We start from the raw sequence: 19,214 nt of genomic DNA on the forward strand, positions 1-19,214 counted from the left end.
CTCACAAAAAAGCCGCACAAAAACACTGTGCGGCTTTTATTTTTCAAATCAAACTGTTTAGTTGATCGAGTTTATTTAAACGCATCCCACACGGCAGTGGCCTTGCCGTTATTATCCATTGCGCCGAGCGTGTAACCTTTCCAACCCGGGCGCGCTTCCGGCTCCCAGTAAAAAATTGCCGCGCCTTTGCCGCCACTAACCTGACCGAGTTTGGTGATCATGTCGGCAACAATTGTTTTTGCTTGCGCATGATCCCAGGGCACGCCGATTTCAGAAATCATTACCGGCACACCGTATCGGCTCACCATATCATTGAGGTTATTTAAACAGGCGATGTTGGCATTTTGCCAAGTGTAGCCGCTCGCATTCGTCGGATAAGAGGACGCGCCGATAATATCGAACTTGGCGCCGTTGTTTTTCAAACCATCAAAAATCCAGCGAAAGTTGGCGTTATCGTGACAATTTGCCAAATGCACAACAACTTTGGCGCTGGCGTAAATGCTTTTAACCGCGTTGTAGCCGGTGTTGGTCAACCAGGCATAATTTTGCATGCTGGTCGATGCCTTACCATCATTCCATAACATACCGTTGTTGGTTTCGTTACCCACCTGTACCCAATCGACCGTTACGCCTGCATCTTTGATGGCTTGCAGGGTAAAACGAGTCGAGTTCCACACCGCATCCATCAACTGCTGAAATGTATAACCACTCCAGGCGGTCGGCTTGGTTTGCTGGCCAGGGTCGGCCCAAGAATCGCTGTAGTGAAAATCCACCATCAGCTTCATGCCCGCCGCTTTTACGCGCTTGGCTTTGGCAACGACATCTTGAGTGCCGCTATACCAACCGTCAGCAGGATTAACCCACACGCGCAAGCGCACAGCCGTCATGCCCTGCTCTTTCATTATCGCCAATATGTCTTTCTTAACACCGCTACGGTTGTAATAGCTGTAACCGTTAGCTTCAATTTCGGAGGTCCAGCTGACATCCGCCCCCTTAACCGGTGCGGCAATGCTGGCTTGAGTGGAACAAAGTAATGCCGCACCAATAAAGGCGGCCAGGAGTTTTCCAAGTTTCATAGTTGATCACCCATTATTGTTATTTAGGTGTTTTAGGTTTGCGCGTGCCGATAACCACCGGAACAACAAGCAGCCGGCAAGCCCCTCTGATCTCACAACGTCAGAACTTAATTTATAATATAAATAATAATTAAAAGCAAATTATTGCGGCGGTACATTTTTTCGCGAGCCATCTGCAAAAAAGCCAAACCAGCTCACACCGGCCAGGAAAACTACGTCTCAGGCCGGAATACTGCGCGCCGCCGTTAAGTTATTGTTCATAAAAAACCTGCTTAAACTGGCCTCATGCAAGACAACACGGCAACAGGCCGGAGGAGAACACCATGAACAAATCCATGATAATCGGCACAGTATTGGGAATGGGCATTGCGACTGCAGGTGGCGCCATCGGCAGCTATCAATTGTTGAAAGAGCCGGATTACGCCGAAGTACTCAGCAGCACCCCAATCACCAAGCAAACCAAAATTCCACAACAGGAATGCCGCGATGAAACAGTGGTGCACAAAAAACCAGTGAAAGACGAAAACCGGCTAGCAGGTAAAGCGGTGGGTGCAGTCATCGGCGGCGTGCTTGGTCATCAGGTCGGCGGCGGTAATGGTAAAAAAGTTGCCACAGTCGCGGGCGCTGTCGCCGGTGGCTATGCAGGTGATCGCGTGCAAAAAAATATGCAGGATAAAGACACCTACACCACCGTCGAAAAACGCTGCAAAACCGTTTATGAAACCCGCGAAGATATTACCGGCTACAACGTGGTGTATCGCTTGAAAGGCAAAGAATCACAAGTACGTATGGATCACGACCCAGGCCAGCGTATTCCGCTGCAGGATGGTCAGCTGATGATTTTATCCACCAATGACGATGGCACTAAATTTAAATAGATTCAATGTTTAATCTACATCAATAAAAAATGGCGACCACCGGGTCGCCATTTTTTTGCACCGATTACTCATCATCCTTTTTCCGCCCTGCACGCGGATGCGCCTTGTCATAAACTTTGGCGAGATGCTGAAAATCCAGATGGGTATATACCTGGGTCGTGGAAATATTGGCGTGACCGAGCAGTTCCTGCACCAACCGCAAATCACCGCTGGATTCCAGCATATGGCTAGCGAAAGAGTGACGCAGCATATGCGGATGTACTGGTGTATCCATCCCCTGCTGCACGCTTAACTGCTGCAACCGGATTTGCACAGCGCGATGGCCGATTCGCGTACCGCGCTGGGTGATGAATAACGCAGGCTCTGCCGCAGATGTAAAAAGTTTGCGTGCGGGAAGCCAGTTTTTTAAGGCGCTCATGGCTGCAGAACCAATCGGCAGTACGCGCGACTTATCGCCTTTACCGGCGACCACACGCAGCATGGCATCGCTCCAGTCAATATCACTCACATTGAGGGCTACCACTTCCGCCAACCGCAATCCCGACGAATAAATTAATTCCACCAGGGCGCGATCACGCTGCAATATAAAATCATCGCCTTCAATTTCAACAAATTGAATAGCCTGATCCACATCAAGGGTCTTAGGTAATTTTTTAGGGGATTTGGGGGCAGCGATACCATCCGCAACATTGCTACTCATCCACTGGCGTTTGATACAAAACTGGAAAAAACTGCGCAGCGATGACAGCCAGCGCTGCAAACTTTTACCGCCCAAACCATCGCGATGCAAGTGCGCCACAGCCAGCCGAATATGGTTTGCCGTCAATTTATCTAACGCAGATAAATGCTTTTCCAAACAGTACTTTTGGAACTTTCCCAGATCGCGTGCGTAGTTGGTTTGAGTGTGCAGGGAGAGTTGTTTTTCGCTGCGCATGTAGATAAAAAAATCATCCAGCGCAGCTTGGAAAGGCAGATGTTCAGGTGGAGAAAAATCGCTCATGGACTCTCCGGAAAGCTAAAAACTAGCGTGGCAAATATTTCGGCAGCAAACGGTTTAACACTTCCGCAATGTAACTCAAAAACAAAGTGCCCATACTGGAGCGGTAATATTGCGGATCCCGGTTGCCAATTGTGAGCAGGCCGAAGGCGCTGCCATGCACAAGGGGCACAGTGGCAACGGAACCAATGTTGGCAGCGTGTTCGCCGAATAAAAACATCAGCTCCTTTTCGCCCAAGGTGCCGCACACCGCGCGACTATTTTTTAGCAAGGGGCCAATGTACTCACGCGCATCGGCGATGGAAACCACGCGCGCCTGACTGCTGGGAACCTTGTCCGGGTTGCCGATTAATATCACGCTGGTGAAATGAATATTAAAGTCTTTATCGAAGCTGTAATGCAGCGCATCGATAATATCGCCCATATCCTGACCCTCGAGCAGGCTCAGCACCAGGCGCTTGCTTTTATCAAAAAGTTTGTCGTTCTCACGCGCATTGTCGAGCAATTTGCTCAGGCGATTGCGCATATCGATATTGCGCTCACGCAGAATGGCCACCTGCCGCTCCACCAGGGACACCGCCGAACCAGACTCATGGGGCAGAGTTAATTCAGCGAGTAAATCTGCATGTTGCGCAAAAAAATCCGGATGTTCGCGCAAATAGGCTTCGATTTGTTCGGGCTCGAGCGGATCAGCAAGAGTGGCGATATGTTCGTTCATAACAGTCTGCTTATTGAAGAGCGATCAAATTTTTATTTGTCCATGAAATACGGTAACAGCTGGCCCCGTCATAATTACCGACTGACCTTCACCCGGCCAATAAATTTGCAAACTGCCGCCCGGTAAATTTACTTTTACTTTTTCATCCAACAATCCACGCAAACGGCCGGACACGACTGCACCGCAAGCGCCGGTTCCGCACGCAAGCGTTTCACCCACACCGCGCTCGAACACGCGTAGATTAATTTCATTGCGCGACAGAATTTGCATAAAGCCCGCATTCACGCGCGCCGGAAAACGCGCGTGACTTTCAATCAACGGCCCCAGTTCGGCAACTGGTGCAGTTTTTACATTGTCGACCACCAACACACCGTGGGGATTGCCCATGGATACAGCTGAAATGTCATAAGCTTTTCCAGCCACTTCGATGGGATAAGTAATTGCACGCGCATCGGCCACAAACGGAACTTGCGCCGGCTCAAGGCGCGGTGCCCCCATATCCACACTAACTTGTTCGTCCTGCTGCACACGCAATTCAATCAAGCCGCCGGCAGTTTCTACTTTAATCACGCTTTTGCCGGTGAGTTTACGCTCGCGCACAAACACTGCAAAACAGCGCGCGCCATTGCCACAGTTTTCCACTTCGCTGCCATCGCAATTAAAAATGCGATAGCGAAAATCCACATCAGGCGTCTCCGGGGTTTCGACCAGCAAAATCTGATCGCACCCCACACCGAAATTGCGGTCGGCGATGTAACGGATTTTTTCCGGTGTCAAACGCACACTTTGGCTCACGCCATCGATAACGACAAAATCATTACCCAAGCCGTGCATTTTGCTAAAACGTAAACGCATCATATGTCCCACAAATCGGTTGTTTATTCCGGCCGCTCTTACTCTGGTAGCAACTGTTCGCCGCGAATCATGTCTTCAAAGGTTTCGCGCGCACGCGCCAAATGCATCTGATCGCCATCAACGACAACTTCCGCTGCACGGCCGCGGGTGTTGTAGTTGGAACTCATGCTGAAACCATAGGCGCCAGCGGACATTACCGCCAGTAAATCACCCGGCTCAATATTTAAATCGCGGTCTTTGCCCAGGAAATCGCCAGTTTCGCAGATGGGGCCAACCAGATCCCATTTTTTGGCTTCGCCATCGCGCGGCTTAACGGCACGAATGTCTTGCCAGGCTTGATAGAGCGACGGGCGAATATTGTCGTTCATGGCGGCATCAATCACCGCGAAATTTTTATGCTCGGTCGGCTTCAGGAACATGACTTTAGTGAGCAACACACCCGAGTTGGCGGAAATAGACCGACCCGGCTCAAACATCAGCGATAATTTGCGATCGCCCAATTTAGCTTTGATGGCCGCCATGTAATCCGCCACCGGCGGCGGAGTTTCATTGCGATAGGTCACGCCCAAACCGCCACCCAGATCCAGATGGGAAATGTGAATACCTTTACCTGCCAGCTCATCGACCAAAATTAATAAGCGATCCAACGCGTCGAGGAAAGGAGTCAACTGGGTCAATTGTGAGCCGATATGGCAATCCAAACCTTTAATGGCCAAGCTCGGCAATTCAGCGGCGCGCGCGTAAACCGCCGGTGCACGCTCAATGGCAATACCGAATTTGTTTTCTTTCAAACCGGTAGAAATATAGGGATGGGTATTGGCATCCACATCCGGGTTTACGCGCAACGAAATATGAGCCACTTTGCCTTTTTGCGCGGCAACTTGCGCCAGCAATTCCAGCTCCGCTTCAGATTCCACATTGAAACAAAAAATGCCTACATCTAACGCGCGCGCCATTTCCTCAGCGGTTTTGCCCACACCAGAAAATACAATACGCGATGGATTGCCACCGGCGCGCAGCACACGCTCCAGCTCACCGCCGGAAACAATATCGAAGCCCGCACCGAGTTTGGCGAGCATATTTAATACCGCAAGATTGGAGTTGGCTTTAATCGCGTAGCAAATCATGCCGGGATGCGAACCCAATGCCTGCGCATAGGAAAGATACTGCTGGGTAAACGCCGCGCGGCTGTACACATAACAGGGCGTGCCGAAACGTTCGGCAACAGCGCTCAGGGGAGTATCTTCAACGTAGAGTTCGCCATTGCGAGGAGTGAAATGCTGCATAAACCAATCTCAATCAACAATCAGTGAAAAATAGGCCCAACAAAATAGGGATAAAAAATCAGGGGGCATCCGCCGGTTTTTCGGTTTTGGCCGGTGCCTCTGTTTCTGGCTCGCCGCTGCCCTGCTCCGGATTTTCCGAGGGCAAATAGAGTGGGCCTTTCTGGCCACAAGCAACAAGGCCTAAACCGAGGCAAGCTAACAGCAACAACACGGGGAGTTTCATAAGCACAGATCCGAATACACCCGGAAGGTCAGGCTTCAGGGGCGGGTAAAAGACGGGGCAGTATAACCCCGCCCCCGCAGGTGAACAACAAAGCAGGGAGACTAATAGAACGTCAGGGGAAAGAGGGATAAAAATGCGGAATTAACGATCAGTGCTGCCCCAGCAGCGGGCGCAGCTCAGCGGCAGACACCAAAGTGCCATCGGCCACCAGCACCAGTTTTTTGATTAACTCTTTCAGCTCCTCGACCTGACCCGGCCAAGGGGCGCTTTCCAGCAGGCACCAAGCCTCCTCGGTTAAATCGAAGGCTTCACCCAAAGCAAACTCTTGAATAAAAAACTGGGTGAGATCGCGAATGTCTTCCCGCCGCTCGCTCAGGCTGGGCAGATACAATTCCTGGGCGTGTTGCGCCAACCAATGCTGCTGGGCAGCACCCAGTGCACAATGTACCCGACTCAAGCTGAGGATCAACTTCAGGCTGTAGCTGCCATCAAATTCGGCCTTGGACGCACTGCGCCAGAATTCGTGCAAACTGTGAAAATCGCTTGACGAGAGTGCATCCAGATTGCGCAAAAACAAAGTCCCGCCGTTGGCAAAACTGTGCAGCGATTGCAGGATACTGGCCGCATTACCGACCTCCCACTCACTGCAATCCGATTCAATAAACGGAGCCAGCTCCGGCCGCCCCAAGCAGTGCAGACTGCGCGCCGCGATCACTTTACCGGTTCCTTTATCAGCGCGCACCAGCACCGGCAAATTCCCTTTGGCCAAGAGATCCATCCTTTGATCCAGCTGGCGCAATGCTTTGCTGTTGCCGATCCAAAAACTTTGGTCGCCATAAACATGGATTGCGCGATAACGCGTTTGGTAGCGACCAATGGTGCGTACAATCTCTTCCGCCACCAACGCCAGATCGTTCAACAGTGGGTCACGCTTGATGACGCCTTGAGGGCGGCACTGCGCGACCAAATATCCCAAGCGCTGCCCATTTCCCTGCGAAAGCTTAAAGTCGAGCGGCAAACTAAACGTGGTTTCCGCCTTAAAATTGGCAAAGGGTGCTGCAATAGTGTCCTGCGAGGAAATAATAAACTCCTCCACCTGCCCCACTGCAGCCACCTGTAAATCGTGCTCGTCATTAACCAGCAACAAATGGCGATACCCCTGGTGGGTAACGCAGCGCAAAGTTACCGCAATCTGCGCAAGATTTAAGCGCTCACTGGCTGCGCGCAAAATAATTTTGGTCAGCGTAATAAAGCTTTTATTCAGCGGAACCCACTTGGCCGTGGAAGACTGATTAAATTTATGAATAGCGCGCGCAACCGGCCGATGGGTGGAAGATGCTCTAAACAGACCAATCATAGTCACAACCCCGTGCTACCATTCGTGCATTTCAGGCTCATCGTGTATCCAGGGCGATAGGAAAACACTGCCATATTGTGGCAATCTATAGCCCGGCTCGATAATTGCCTATTACACAGAATTACAACTACCCTGAAAGCAATAACAAGCAGGCCCCCAGCGTCTGTATTAAAGGATCATCACCGGAGCCAGGAACTAGCGCCCACTACGCTGCGACCGCACTTGTCTGCAAAGAGATTGCCCACAAAGCAATTGCACATAAATAAATAGTTGCACGGAAATTGTTATGGCCTATTTGCTGGATGTCACTGCAGAGACCTATTTTCCGCTGGCGCCCCACCACACTTTTGGTCGGCTGGCGACCAGTGTCGATACCCACATCGATAAACCCTATGTGTCCAAATTGCATGCGGCGATTGAATGGAATGGCCGTCACTGGCGCATAAAAAACCTCGGCCTCAACGGCACCTGGATTAATGGCGTTAGCCTCGGCCAGGGCGACAGCCGCGATCTGGTTGCTGGCGATGAAATTCATTTTGCCGAACAGAGCGACCCGGGCTTTAAAGTAATCGATATTGCCGCCCCGGCCGATATGCTCTGGCCGCTGGACAAAAATCCGCTCCAGACCGCGCCCATTTATTTAAGCCGCTATCATTTACTGCCCGACGCCAATACTCCGGAGCTGGCACTTTTTTTCAATGAAGATTCGCAACACTGGCGCCGCGAGCCATTGCATCAACAACACGAAGAGCCATTTGAATTAAACGATGGCGACCTGGTGCAATTTTGCAACAGCCATTGGCAATTTGTGCGCGCGCAAATTGTTGGCCCCACCGAAGCCAAGGCCTCGCGTCACATTAACGATTACGAATTTATTTTTAATATGAGCCTGGATGAAGAAACTACCCAGCTCGAATTGCATCACCAGCAAACGCTCGACCTCGCTGTGCGCACCCATCACTACCTGTTATTGCAACTCGCCCGCCATCGCGCCGAAGATGCTACGCGCGGGCTGGACAGCAAAAGCCAGGGCTGGGTTTATGCCGACCAACTTGCGGCAGAATTGGGGCTGGATAGCACCCACATGAATATCCAGATTTTCCGCGCGCGCAAACAACTGGCTGATTCGCTGCCCGATGCCCTGGGGCAACAATGCCTGCTGGAACGGCGCGGCGGCAAGATTCGTTTTGGTTGCGAGAAATTTAAAATTTACAAAGGCGACAAGCTCACCCTCGCCTCATCCTGTTGCTCCCAATAATCGGGTAATGAGAGATTAATGACCCAGGCTACGCCCGATAACAACACTGCCCCACTGCCCCGCTTGGGGCACTACCAGTTGCTGGAAATTATCGGCCGCGGCGGTATGGGTTTGGTGTACCGCGCGCGCGATACCCGCTTGGAGCGCGATGTCGCCGTTAAATGCCTGCGCACTGAATTATTCGAAGCCCACTATATTGAACGCTTCAAGCGCGAAGCCCTGCTGCTTGCCAAATTGAATCACCCCAACATTGTTCAAATTTACGATCTGATTGAAACCGCTGATCAAATGGCCTTGATCATGGAATTGGTAGATGGCCAAAACCTGCAAACTTATTTGCGCGAACACATTGTCCCCATCAAGCAGCGCTTGCAGTGGCTGACGCAAATCAGCGAGGGTCTGGCCATTGCGCACGATACCGGCATTATTCACCGGGATTTAAAAGCGGAAAATATTCTGATCAACAAACGCGGCCAGGCAAAAATTACCGATCTGGGTATCGCCAAATCGCAAGACTTTAAAGGAACCCTAACGGATCACGTGGCTGGCAGCTATTGCTCCATGTCGCCCGAGCAGGCGGTAGGCGATCCTATCAGTTTTAAAAGCGATTTATTTTCGCTCGGAATTCTCGCGTACCAATTGCTTTGCGGCGCTCATCCCTTTGGTGACACCAGCAACAAACTGCAAACCATGCAGCGGATCATCTCCCATCCACCCACCGCACCCCAGCAACACAACCCGGATTTGCCAGCAGAATTTATTGACCTGCTCGGCCAGCTGTTATCCAAAGACCCGGATAAACGCCCGGACAATACCCACTGGGTAGCGGCGCAATTTGAAAAGTTGAAAGATCTGGGTTGGCGAGAAGAGTCCCTTACCGACGACACCCAGGCACTCGCCATACCCCTGACAGCCGTCAACAAACCCGTACGCACGCAGGACCACCCAACCTTTGAAACACGTTTTGTTGCCGCCAATAAAATGCAACCGCATTCGCGCGGGCAAGCCATTAAAAATTATCTACGCGAAAATAAAATTAGCGCCGGTGTTGGGTTATTTAGTGTTTTGATTATTGCCGCTGTTGCGATTTGGCAACTACCACTTAAGCAATTGCCAAGTGAACAAACCGCAGCGGATGAAACCACCGAAACCAGCACGCCCTCCGAACCCTATTCGCAAGCACGTGAATTTAATAAGGGCCTGGAAGCACTCAAACTGTTTGATCGTCCGGGCAGTCTAGAGGCAGCTGAAAAAAGTTTTAACACTATTCTTTCTCACGCACCCAACAACGCTGCAGCGGTTGCGGGTTTATCGCTGGTGTATAGCTATCGTTACAGTGGCGATAGTGAAGACCCGATTTGGATGCAAAAGGCAGATGCAAGTGCCCAGCAAGCGCTAAAACTAAACCCTCAGCTTGCGTTGGTTCATGTTGCATTAGGGCGCTTATTTACCATCAAGTCCGAGCATGAAAAAGCCTTCACAGCCTTTGCACAAGCACTAACCCTTGAGCCGAAAAACATTTTTGCATGGCGTGGCAAGGTGTCAGTATTACGATCCGCGCAGCGTTATGACGAAGCAATCGAGTTTGCCCAACAAGGGCTAAAACAATTCCCAAAAGAACGATTTTTGTTGGACGAATTAGGCAATGTTTATATCGATTCAAACAACTACGCACAAGCAGAAGAAATTTTCCGGCTAAGCATCCAATTGCATCCTGATGCGGTTACCTCCTATGCTGGCCTTTTTATTTCACTGGAGCGTCAAAATCGTGCAGACGAAGCCATGGAGGTATTGCAGCAAGGCCTACAAATACGCTCCAGTGCTGCACTATACGGAAATTTGGGCAACGCCTTATTTATCCGAGGAGATTATTTAGGAGCTGCTTCCGCATTTGAGGCGGCAGTATCTCCCCACAAAGGCAATCCAGGTAACTATTTAGCTTGGGCTAATTTAGCAGATGTCTTGTTATGGATTCCGGGACGGGAAGCCGAAGCGCAAAAAGCCTACCGTAAAGCACACGACCTATTAGCACCCATTCTGTCGAGAAGCCCAAACGATGTAACAATGACTTCACGTATGGCACTCTATCTTGCTCGCCTGAATGAGCGCCAAAAGGCAGAATTAATGTTAGAGCGTGTAATTGCACTTTCGCCAAAAAATGCCTATGTTCATTTTCGTGCAGGTTTAGCTTATGAGCTATTGGGGAACCGCGACGCAGCAGTTGCTGCATTGAAAAAAGCAATTGAACTGGGTTTTCCGACCAAGCTCATTGAAGCTGAGCCCGACCTGCTGGACTTGCGTCGCACCAGCGACATTTTTCACTAGTTGATCGCTATTCAAGAATAGTAACTGTCAGTAATCAACACCCAATAAAGAAGGAAAAAGAAATGGCCGATTATAGTTTTGCATTACTTTTCAATAAAAAACCCAAGAAAAATGTAGTCACCGATACCGATTTTCAGGTAACTAATTTAACAACAAAAGAGCCTCTACCAACCAATCAAATGCCGGAGGAGTTTTTACCTGGCGACACCATTACATTTGTTGTAGCTAACAGCACCAAGTGCAGCGAAATCAATAGCGCGTTATATACATCTTATCCGGTCAACGGCTCTCTGGGCCCAAGCCCCTTTGCACCACCTTATGACAGAGCAAGCATTGATTTTATTGCGGAAGATTTATTTGGAAAACCGCTGGAAGTTGCTCGCGAGCGCAAGGGGTCTTGGATATTTCATCTACTTGGGCTATACACATACAAGGGCAAAAAAGCTGCCTATTACCTTGATCCTGAAGTAACGACGGGTTAATCAGCCCCGTAATTGATTAGTTCCGTATGCACTCGCTTACTCAGGAGTGCACTGCGGCCTCACCCACCAAACTTACAGGTTTTATTTTTAACTCCCGCTCAATCACATCACAGGCATCTACAATCGCGCGGCTGTTGTTAACATCTTCCGCGTAGAAGCGCAGGGCTTTAGAGCTTTTAGCTTTCTGCAGCATATTGCCGATCATTGGCGCAACCACCTCTGCCTTAAATTGCTCCGGCATTACATAAGTGCCCAAGCCTAATTTATAGATGCGATCCGCATTATCCGGTTGATCGTATTTGATCGGGCGAATCAACTGCGGGATTCCGGCTTTAATGGCTTGTGCGGTGGTGCCCATGCCACCGTGATGAACAATTGCCAGGGCTTTTGAGAGGGCGTGTTCAAAATCGATGTAATCCAGATGCAGGCAGAGTGAAGAACCTTGCAAAATTTCTGCACCGCTGGCGCCACCGACAAATACACCGGGCACTTGCAGTTGCTCGCAAATTTTTCGTCCTTCGGTAAATAATTCCACCACATCTTTCACACCGGTGCCAGACGTAAAAATCAGCGGTGCGCCCTGCTGTTCAATGAAGCGATCCAACTCATTGCGGCTCTGATTACTCGCGCGATTTTGTAGCGGGAAGCCCACCAGTTTTAAATTGGTTGGCCAATCCTTAGCAGGCATACCAAACCATTCCGGAAAAAAACCGAGCTGTAAAACCGCATTGGATTGCGTTTGAAAGGTCAGCGAGCAACCCAGGCGTTGGCGGGTAGCCAAATAGGCTTGGGTATGTTCCATCCGGCAAAATACCTTAAAGCGGGTTTTGCGATTGCGGCGTAACAAAAAGCGCACGATAAAGCGCGGGATACGTTTGGGAATAGCCCACTTCATCGGTGCCGGTGGGCTGTAGGCAGAAAAAACAATATTGGGCGATAACAACATTTTTACATAAGGAAGGCGAAACTTTTCTGCCGCTGCCGCTGCACCGTTTTCTTCACCCAGCGCAAGAACCAGTACGTTCTTTCCGACCAGGCTTTTCACAAAGTTAAATGCCGGTTCAAACGCAGGAGCATGATAGTGCTCAAAGTTATCCACGTGATTTCTGGATTCCCAGGCCGTCACGCTGTTACCCAGGTGATATTGCTCAAGCGTGCCCACCGAAATAAATTCAAGGCCCGCCGCGGACACTCGCGCTTGAAAGTAATCATTGGTTAAAAAACTGACGCGATACCCGCGCCGCATTAACTCAATTCCCAGCGCGACCATGGGGTCTATATCTCCGCCGGTGCCCAGCGCATAAATCACAACCTGTTCCATAAGACTCCTGAAGGCCTGCACACGGGTGGTGTTTCTAACAAATATTTGCCACTAATAAACCTTTACCTGCGGTATCCACCTGGCATTACCCTTCGGCCACTACCGGTTCCGGATTTTGACGATATTCCGACGGCGTTTTGCCGACCAATTTTTTAAAGAAGGTGTTGAATACCGATTTGCTGTTAAAGCCTACTTCCAGATAAATATCGGTAATGGTTTTTTCTTTGTTGGCGGGATCCAGCAACCGCTTTTGCGCTTCTTCGATGCGATAACCATTCACGAACTCGTAAAAATTCAAATTGAAGTGGCGGTTGATGATCATGGATAAATCTTTCGCAGCTATGCCGAGGGTATCCGCCAGCATATCCAGCGTTAGCTCTGGATTGAGGTAGGTTTTCTGGCTGCGCATAATGCCATCGATTTTGGCCGCATATTCTGGATTGAGCAGTTTTTCCTGGGTAGATTTTTTCGGCGGCTCTTTGACCTCCTTTTGTTTCACCGCTTCAAAATTGCTGAAGTAGCGCATGCTGGTAAACACCAGGGTACACACCAGGAAGAAGAGCGTGTAGTTGCCACTCAGGCCGATGTATTCAATGGCATTCCCTTTCGGATTGGGGTGTTGGAAGTCGTACCCGGTGAGGTAACCGATCACCTTGGCGAAGGCGAGTACTTCGTGCATAAGGGTGATCACCATAAACCCAACCACCAGAATCTTAAGCCAGAGGATATCCACCTTTTCCACGTTGGAGTGGGTGGTTTTGAGAATATCCTTGTATTTGAAGATCAACAGCAAGGCGGCAGCGCAGTAAATGATGCGCAGGGTTTTGCACAGTAGCTCAGCGGTGATGTAGCCGCCGCTGTAAACAAAGGCCTCGGTATTGATCCACTCCAGCCGCACCTGCGCCGGGTAGCGGTAAAACCCCACCACCATAAAGAGGGCAAATAACCCCAGTGGAATCAGGTGCAGGTAATCTTTGGGGCGCAGATGGAAATCGCGAAACACCAGCGATTTCACATAAAAATAAAGCAGTACCGCATCCAGAAAGTAGGCAAAACCACCAATAAAGTAGATACCCGGAACATTTTCCCGTACGTGCAACTTAAATTCGGCGCCCCAGAGAATGAGTTCGTGCAACGGAATGAAGGCGTGCGCGACCAGAAAAGCCGCAAGGAAATAGTTGCTGGTGTTGTGCGGCGGGTTAGTCACTATGAGTAGTAACGCGAATAGACAGCATAGTGTCGCTGTCATTAGCAGGATTACGTCGTGAAAGTTAAATACGACAAAGTTCATTGAAGCTCCCCTGTGTTTCTTATAGCGCGCGAATGTGGCGTGTGTTTGGGTTGATCGCGCTTTGGTTTTGTCACCGGGATACTATAGAAGATAACTGACAGGGGCTAGCGGAAATGAGGTTCGAGGTTTTTTCCCCTGCTCGAACCCGTTCGCATCGTGATTTTTTTGAGTATCACTTTTGCTCTCGAACGACAGGCGCCCCGGCTCCCACCTAGATTTGCACCCAACGAAAACCAGACCAGAACAATAACGGAGTGGTGCAGGTCCAGGGATAGATGTACTTAGGCGCGAGCAGCGCAGAAGAGCAATCGGCAGCGGGCTTTCGTACTCATGCAATAACAATAACTTTATGGGTATCAACTATGAACACAACCCTGATCGGCCGTTTGCCTGGCAAATGGTCTGCGCTCGCACTGGGCCTAAGCAGTGCACTCCTCGGTCAAACCGCCTTCGCCCAAGCAACATTACCGGCCACCATTCAGGCGGAAGCCTATAGCCATATGAATGGCGTGCAGTTGGAAACCACCAGCGATACCGGTGGCGGCCAAAACGTAGGTTGGATCGATACCAACGACTGGCTCTCCTATGCCAACAACCCGGTCAATATCCCCACCAGTGGTGCTTATGATGTGGAATACCGGGTAGCGAGCCTGGGCGGTGGCGGCACCATCCGCCTGGAAGAAGCCGGTGGTTCAGCTAATTACGGCACCATTAATGTCGCCAGCACCGGTGGCTGGCAGACCTGGACGACCATCAAGCAACGCGTGACCCTGAGTGCCGGCACGCATCGCTTTGGAGTGGCCGTTCCAGCCGGCGGTTTTAACCTCAACTGGTTCAAAATCGTCCCGGTACAGACCCAAAGCTGGACGCCGCTGCCGCGCGTAAAACAAAGTGGTCACCTGTGGGTAAATGCGGCAACCAACCAACGTGTAGACCTGCGCGGTACCAATCTGGGCAACTGGTTGATCCAGGAGTTCTGGATGATGGGCGGCATTATGTCCACCAACAACGGCGGTATTAACGACCAGTGCACCCTCGAATCGACGCTCGCCCAGCGCTTCGGCAATACCGAAAAAGAGCGCTTGATGAAGGTATTCCGCAGCAATTACATCACCACCCGCGACTTCGACATGATGAAGGCGATGGGCATGAACGTAATCCGCATTCCCTTCCTTTACAGCTTGATCGAAGACGAATACAACCCTTACAACCTGCGCTCAGACGCATGGCAGTATCTGGATTGGGCGATTGATGAAGCCGAAAAACGCGGCATGTACACCATCATCGATCTGCACGGTGCCGTGGGCGGCCAAGCAGCAGCCTCTGAACAGCACGACGGTTGTATAGGTGCGGCGCAACTCTGGACCAACGCCAACTACTGGGATAGAACCAAGTGGCTGTGGGACATGATCGCGCAGAAATATCGCGGCCGCTCTGCAGTCGTTGCTTATGACTTGCTCAACGAGCCATGGGGCACTGATGCGACCACGCTTGCCAACCGTTCTTACGAACTGTTTAACGTAGTGCGCGCGAAAGATCCGGACACCATCATTCTGTTGCCAGGCCACAACTCGGGTATTGATGCCTATGGCAACCCCAACAGTCGCGGCCTAACCAACGTCTCTACCTGGATGCACTTCTACCCTGGCTTGTGGGGCTGGAATGACACAGCCGCTTACGGCGCTGGCCAAGCCAACATGTACGCCAATTGGCTGCACTGCAATCAGAACGGTTCAGGGGAAAGCTGCGACTGGCGCAACAAGATCACCGGAATTTCAACACCCTTCTTAGTGGGTGAATTCCAGCCATGGACCCTGCTCGGCTCTTACGGCGGCCAAATGACGCGCAAAGCCTACGACATTTACAACAGCTACGGCTGGGCCGCCACCAACTGGGCCTGGAAAACCACTTCTTCCGGTGGCTCCAACGGCGATACCAGCGGCTGGGCTTGGGGCATGATCACCAACGCCAGCAATGGCGGTGGCATGAGCGGCATCAACGTAAGCACGGCGAGCGCCGCGCAAATCGAAAGTTGGTTTAAACAATTCAGCACCCAACCCTTAGTGCGCAATGAAAGCATCGCCTATTGGATGAACTGGAAAGCGCAAACTGGTCAACGCGTCGAAGCAGAAATGTTTAAAGATCACAGCGGCATTCGTATGGAAACCACCACCGATGCCGGCGGCGGTTTTAACGCGGGCAGCACTGACGATAACGATTGGATGAGCTATCCCATCAACATTCCAACTGCCGGCAACTACACCTTTGAGGTGCGCGTTGCATCGCCCTACAGCGGCGGTACTTTGGTGCTGAGCAGAAACGGATCTGACCTGGGTGTGGTAACTGTGCCCAACACCGGCGGCTGGCAAAACTGGCAGACGGTTTCCATCACCGTGAACTTGCAAGCGGGTCAGCAGGACCTGGCGATCTTCGTGAGAAAGGGCGGTTGGAATATCAACTGGTGGCAGCTCACTAAACAGTAATCCTCTCGATTAGTGTCAGGTTGCTTTGACCGGCGTAGCAATGCGCCGGTTGTTTTTACCCCTGGCTTGAAGTGTTTTTTCGTTAATGTTTTTCTCCATGGCCTTTCGTTACATAGGGTTGATTGAAGCCAACCCCTTTTGTAATGAGCTCTCTTGCCGGTGCTTGCACCGGCTTTTTTTTGCCCATTATTCGCGTGTAAGCATTTGTACTAAACTGCGCCGCCCGTTGCTAAAGAATCGTATCAAGTTCGCAATTTCGATCAGGACAGAAGCGCCTAACGAGCGCACTATGATCCTCACCTAAAGCGCCACCCAAGAATGTCTGAACGATCGCTATGAACGAAAACAGAAAATCCATCTACAGCTACGACCAACGCATCGCTCGCGTGTGCGAATTCGTTTATCAGAACCTCGATAAGGAATTAACCCTTGAGCAAATGAGTGAGGTAGCTGCATTTTCCAAATTCCATTTTCACCGCGTGTTTTCTGCCTACACGGGGATGAGCGCAACCAAATTTCTTCAGCTGGCGCGACTCAGGCGCGCATCATTTCGTCTGGCGTTCGAACCGCAGAAAAAGATAATCGATATTGCTTATGAAGCAGGTTTCGACAGCCCCGAAGCTTTTGCGCGCGCATTCAAACGCACCTTTGATCAATCGCCAACAGACTTCAGGGCAGAACCTAAATGGCCCGAATGGCATTTGCGCTTTCAATTCCAACCCCAACCGAGCGGAGAAATTCCGATGAACGTCACTATTGTCAATTTTGAAACCACCACAGTGGCACTGATCGAACACTTGGGCCCACCAGAAAAGGTCTTGGAGACAGCGGGAAAATTTATTGCGTGGCGCAAAGCTACCGGGCTTTCACCCGTTAAGACCAGTAAAACCTTTGGCATTCCCTACAGCGACCCGAGCAATACCGAACCGGAAAAATTTCGTTGGGATGTTTGCGGCAGTATCGATACCGATGTTCCCGCCAACGATTACGGCGTAAAAGCCGGTGTTATTCCCGGCGGCAAATGCGCCGTGATTCGCCACCAGGGCAGCCACAGCACACTGGGCACCAGCATCTACGCGTTTTATCGCGAATGGCTACCAAACAGCGGCGAAGAAGTGCGGGACTTTCCCTGCTTTTTTCACTACCTCAATTTTGTTCACGAAGTTGATGAATGTGATCTACAAACGGATATTTATTTTCCCCTCAGGTAATCCCTGGCTTGCTGGAAACCCTATGGGCCAAGATTCGTAGCGCCTAACAGCAATCACCTGCGGCAACCAAAAATGCGCCGCCACCACCCGGCGGCGGCCCTCGCACAAACGGTTAAGTTGCATTCAACCTGCCAGCAACTAGACTCAAAAACACATGGCCGTCGCGCAGGTAAATGACATGGTTGCTGATACCTATTCCCGCCGCAAATTTCTCAAAACTTCCGCGGCACTCACCGGTGGTGGTTTAGCACTGGTGAAGGCGCCTTACGTATTCACCAAAACGCCAGTCACACTCAAGGTGATGGGTACCCACGTAACCCTGCAGGAAGAAATTCGCCAAAAAGCCATGGCGGATTTAGGGATTACGCTGGAGTTTGAAGCCAAGGGCGAAAGTGAACTGGTGCAAAAGGCCACCACTCACCCGGACCAGTTCGATCTTTACGAGCAATGGACCGATAGTATTCGCACCCTCTGGCATGCGAAAGTCATTCAACCTATTGAAACCGAACGACTTACCTATTGGAAAGAAATTAACGATATCTCCAGAAAAGGCCGCATTACTCCCAGTGCGCCGATCGGATTGGGCGATGCACCTTACAAAATATTGAACGTACAAAACGATGGCAGCCTGGGGGCAAATTTTACCGGCCAGATTAGCTTTTTGCCCTATGTCCACAACGTGGACTCCTTTGGTTACAACACCAAAGTGATTCCCAAGGGCATCCCCTATGAAACAGAAAGTTGGGGCTGGTTGTTGGACCCAAAATACAAAGGCAAGGTGGGAATAGTTAATGCACCCACCATCGGCCTGTTTGACTTGGCCCTTGCCGCCCAGGCACGCGGCTTAATGTCATTTGGCGATATGGGCAATATGACCATCGAAGAAATCGACAAACTGTTCAATATTTTGATGGAACTGAAAAAGCAAAAACATTTCGCCGGCTTTTGGAACACGGTTCCCCAATCCGCCGACTTTATGACCTCGGGCAGGATGCTGCTGGGCAGTATGTTTTCCCCCGGCATATCCATGGCCAATGGCAGTGGCACTCCGGTGACTTATGCCGCGCCCAAAGAAGGCTATCGCGCGTGGCACGGCGTAATGTGTCTGTCGAGCGAGTGTCAAGGCAGCAAAAAAGAGGCAGCTTACGACTATATGAATTGGTGGTTAAGTGGATGGGCCGGCGCATTTATCGCGCGTCAGGGCTACTACATTTCCAACCCAGAACGCTCACGCCCACTACTGAGCACAACGGAATGGGATTATTGGTACGACGGCAAAGCAACTAACCAACCTTTAAAAGGCACCGACGGACGCGTGTCTGTTCCCGCTGGAGATATTCGCACAGGAGGCTCTTACATTAATCGCTTTAGCCACGTCGCCATCTGGAATACGGTAATGGAAAACTACGAGTACTCGCTGGATCGCTGGTACGAATTTTTATTAGCCTGATAT

General features: G+C 50.8%; 16 protein-coding genes. 7 read left to right on the forward strand and 9 right to left on the reverse strand.

Annotation, left to right across the window (positions count from 1 at the left end; all coding sequences use genetic code 11):
- Positions 1-71: 71 nt before the first annotated feature.
- On the reverse strand, positions 72-1,076 hold the full coding sequence (locus D0C16_RS14445; protein WP_151033003.1) for a glycosyl hydrolase 53 family protein: 1,005 nt from the start codon (positions 1,074-1,076) through the stop codon (positions 72-74).
- Positions 1,077-1,411: 335 nt separating this feature from the next.
- On the opposite strand from D0C16_RS14445, the gene D0C16_RS14450 reads away from it, so the two are divergent.
- The gene (locus D0C16_RS14450; RefSeq protein ID WP_370458222.1) at positions 1,412-1,954 is read left to right on the forward strand and encodes a glycine zipper 2TM domain-containing protein; all 543 of its coding nucleotides are present in this window, start codon (positions 1,412-1,414) and stop codon (positions 1,952-1,954) included.
- A gap of 64 nt (positions 1,955-2,018) precedes the next feature.
- Here D0C16_RS14450 and xerC read toward each other — a convergent pair whose 3' ends face one another.
- From xerC to D0C16_RS14480, 6 genes are all read right to left on the reverse strand, one after another.
- The gene (xerC, locus tag D0C16_RS14455; protein ID WP_151033005.1) at positions 2,019-2,954 is read right to left on the reverse strand and encodes a tyrosine recombinase XerC; all 936 of its coding nucleotides are present in this window, start codon (positions 2,952-2,954) and stop codon (positions 2,019-2,021) included.
- A 22-nt stretch (positions 2,955-2,976) separates the two neighbouring features.
- Positions 2,977-3,669, reverse strand: a complete 693-nt coding sequence (locus D0C16_RS14460; RefSeq protein ID WP_151033006.1) for a DUF484 family protein — start codon at positions 3,667-3,669, stop codon at positions 2,977-2,979.
- 24 nt (positions 3,670-3,693) lie between these two features.
- Positions 3,694-4,524 carry a diaminopimelate epimerase gene (gene dapF, locus D0C16_RS14465; RefSeq protein WP_151034937.1) on the reverse strand — a complete coding sequence of 277 codons (831 nt, stop codon included), beginning with the start codon at positions 4,522-4,524 and terminating at the stop codon, positions 3,694-3,696.
- A 38-nt stretch (positions 4,525-4,562) separates the two neighbouring features.
- Complete coding sequence (lysA, locus tag D0C16_RS14470) at positions 4,563-5,810, reverse strand: diaminopimelate decarboxylase (protein ID WP_151033007.1); 1,248 nt, start codon at positions 5,808-5,810, stop codon at positions 4,563-4,565.
- Between the two features lie 58 nt (positions 5,811-5,868).
- Complete coding sequence (locus tag D0C16_RS14475) at positions 5,869-6,033, reverse strand: lipoprotein (RefSeq protein WP_151033008.1); 165 nt, start codon at positions 6,031-6,033, stop codon at positions 5,869-5,871.
- A 148-nt stretch (positions 6,034-6,181) separates the two neighbouring features.
- Positions 6,182-7,390: a sigma 54-interacting transcriptional regulator gene (locus D0C16_RS14480; RefSeq protein ID WP_151033009.1), complete on the reverse strand. Its 1,209-nt coding sequence runs from the start codon at positions 7,388-7,390 to the stop codon at positions 6,182-6,184.
- A gap of 286 nt (positions 7,391-7,676) precedes the next feature.
- Between D0C16_RS14480 and D0C16_RS14485 the strand changes: the two genes are divergently transcribed.
- The 3 genes from D0C16_RS14485 to D0C16_RS14495 all read left to right on the forward strand — a co-directional run bounded on the left by D0C16_RS14485 (position 7,677) and on the right by D0C16_RS14495 (position 11,455).
- The gene (locus D0C16_RS14485; RefSeq protein ID WP_151033010.1) at positions 7,677-8,648 is read left to right on the forward strand and encodes an FHA domain-containing protein; all 972 of its coding nucleotides are present in this window, start codon (positions 7,677-7,679) and stop codon (positions 8,646-8,648) included.
- 18 nt (positions 8,649-8,666) lie between these two features.
- Positions 8,667-10,973 carry a serine/threonine-protein kinase gene (locus D0C16_RS14490; RefSeq protein WP_151033011.1) on the forward strand — a complete coding sequence of 769 codons (2,307 nt, stop codon included), beginning with the start codon at positions 8,667-8,669 and terminating at the stop codon, positions 10,971-10,973.
- 62 nt (positions 10,974-11,035) lie between these two features.
- Complete coding sequence (locus D0C16_RS14495; protein ID WP_151033012.1) at positions 11,036-11,455, forward strand: hypothetical protein; 420 nt, start codon at positions 11,036-11,038, stop codon at positions 11,453-11,455.
- A gap of 40 nt (positions 11,456-11,495) precedes the next feature.
- Here the strand turns inward: D0C16_RS14495 and D0C16_RS14500 are convergent, their stop codons facing one another.
- Positions 11,496-12,776, reverse strand: coding sequence for a glycosyltransferase (locus D0C16_RS14500; RefSeq protein ID WP_151033013.1), 1,281 nt, complete (start codon positions 12,774-12,776; stop codon positions 11,496-11,498).
- Between the two features lie 85 nt (positions 12,777-12,861).
- Entirely contained in the window at positions 12,862-14,067 is a 1,206-nt protein-coding gene (locus D0C16_RS14505) for an AraC family transcriptional regulator (protein ID WP_151033014.1), read from the reverse strand.
- Between the two features lie 362 nt (positions 14,068-14,429).
- Between D0C16_RS14505 and D0C16_RS14510 the strand changes: the two genes are divergently transcribed.
- The 3 genes from D0C16_RS14510 to D0C16_RS14520 all read left to right on the forward strand — a co-directional run bounded on the left by D0C16_RS14510 (position 14,430) and on the right by D0C16_RS14520 (position 19,211).
- On the forward strand, positions 14,430-16,550 hold the full coding sequence (locus tag D0C16_RS14510; protein ID WP_151033015.1) for a carbohydrate-binding protein: 2,121 nt from the start codon (positions 14,430-14,432) through the stop codon (positions 16,548-16,550).
- A 335-nt stretch (positions 16,551-16,885) separates the two neighbouring features.
- Positions 16,886-17,761 carry a GyrI-like domain-containing protein gene (locus D0C16_RS14515; protein ID WP_151033016.1) on the forward strand — a complete coding sequence of 292 codons (876 nt, stop codon included), beginning with the start codon at positions 16,886-16,888 and terminating at the stop codon, positions 17,759-17,761.
- Positions 17,762-17,939: 178 nt separating this feature from the next.
- Entirely contained in the window at positions 17,940-19,211 is a 1,272-nt protein-coding gene (locus D0C16_RS14520) for a PotD/PotF family extracellular solute-binding protein (RefSeq protein ID WP_225318688.1), read from the forward strand.
- Positions 19,212-19,214 lie beyond the last annotated feature (3 nt).

The organism is Cellvibrio sp. KY-GH-1 (assembly GCF_008806975.1).
Taxonomy (GTDB): Bacteria; Pseudomonadota; Gammaproteobacteria; order Pseudomonadales; family Cellvibrionaceae; genus Cellvibrio.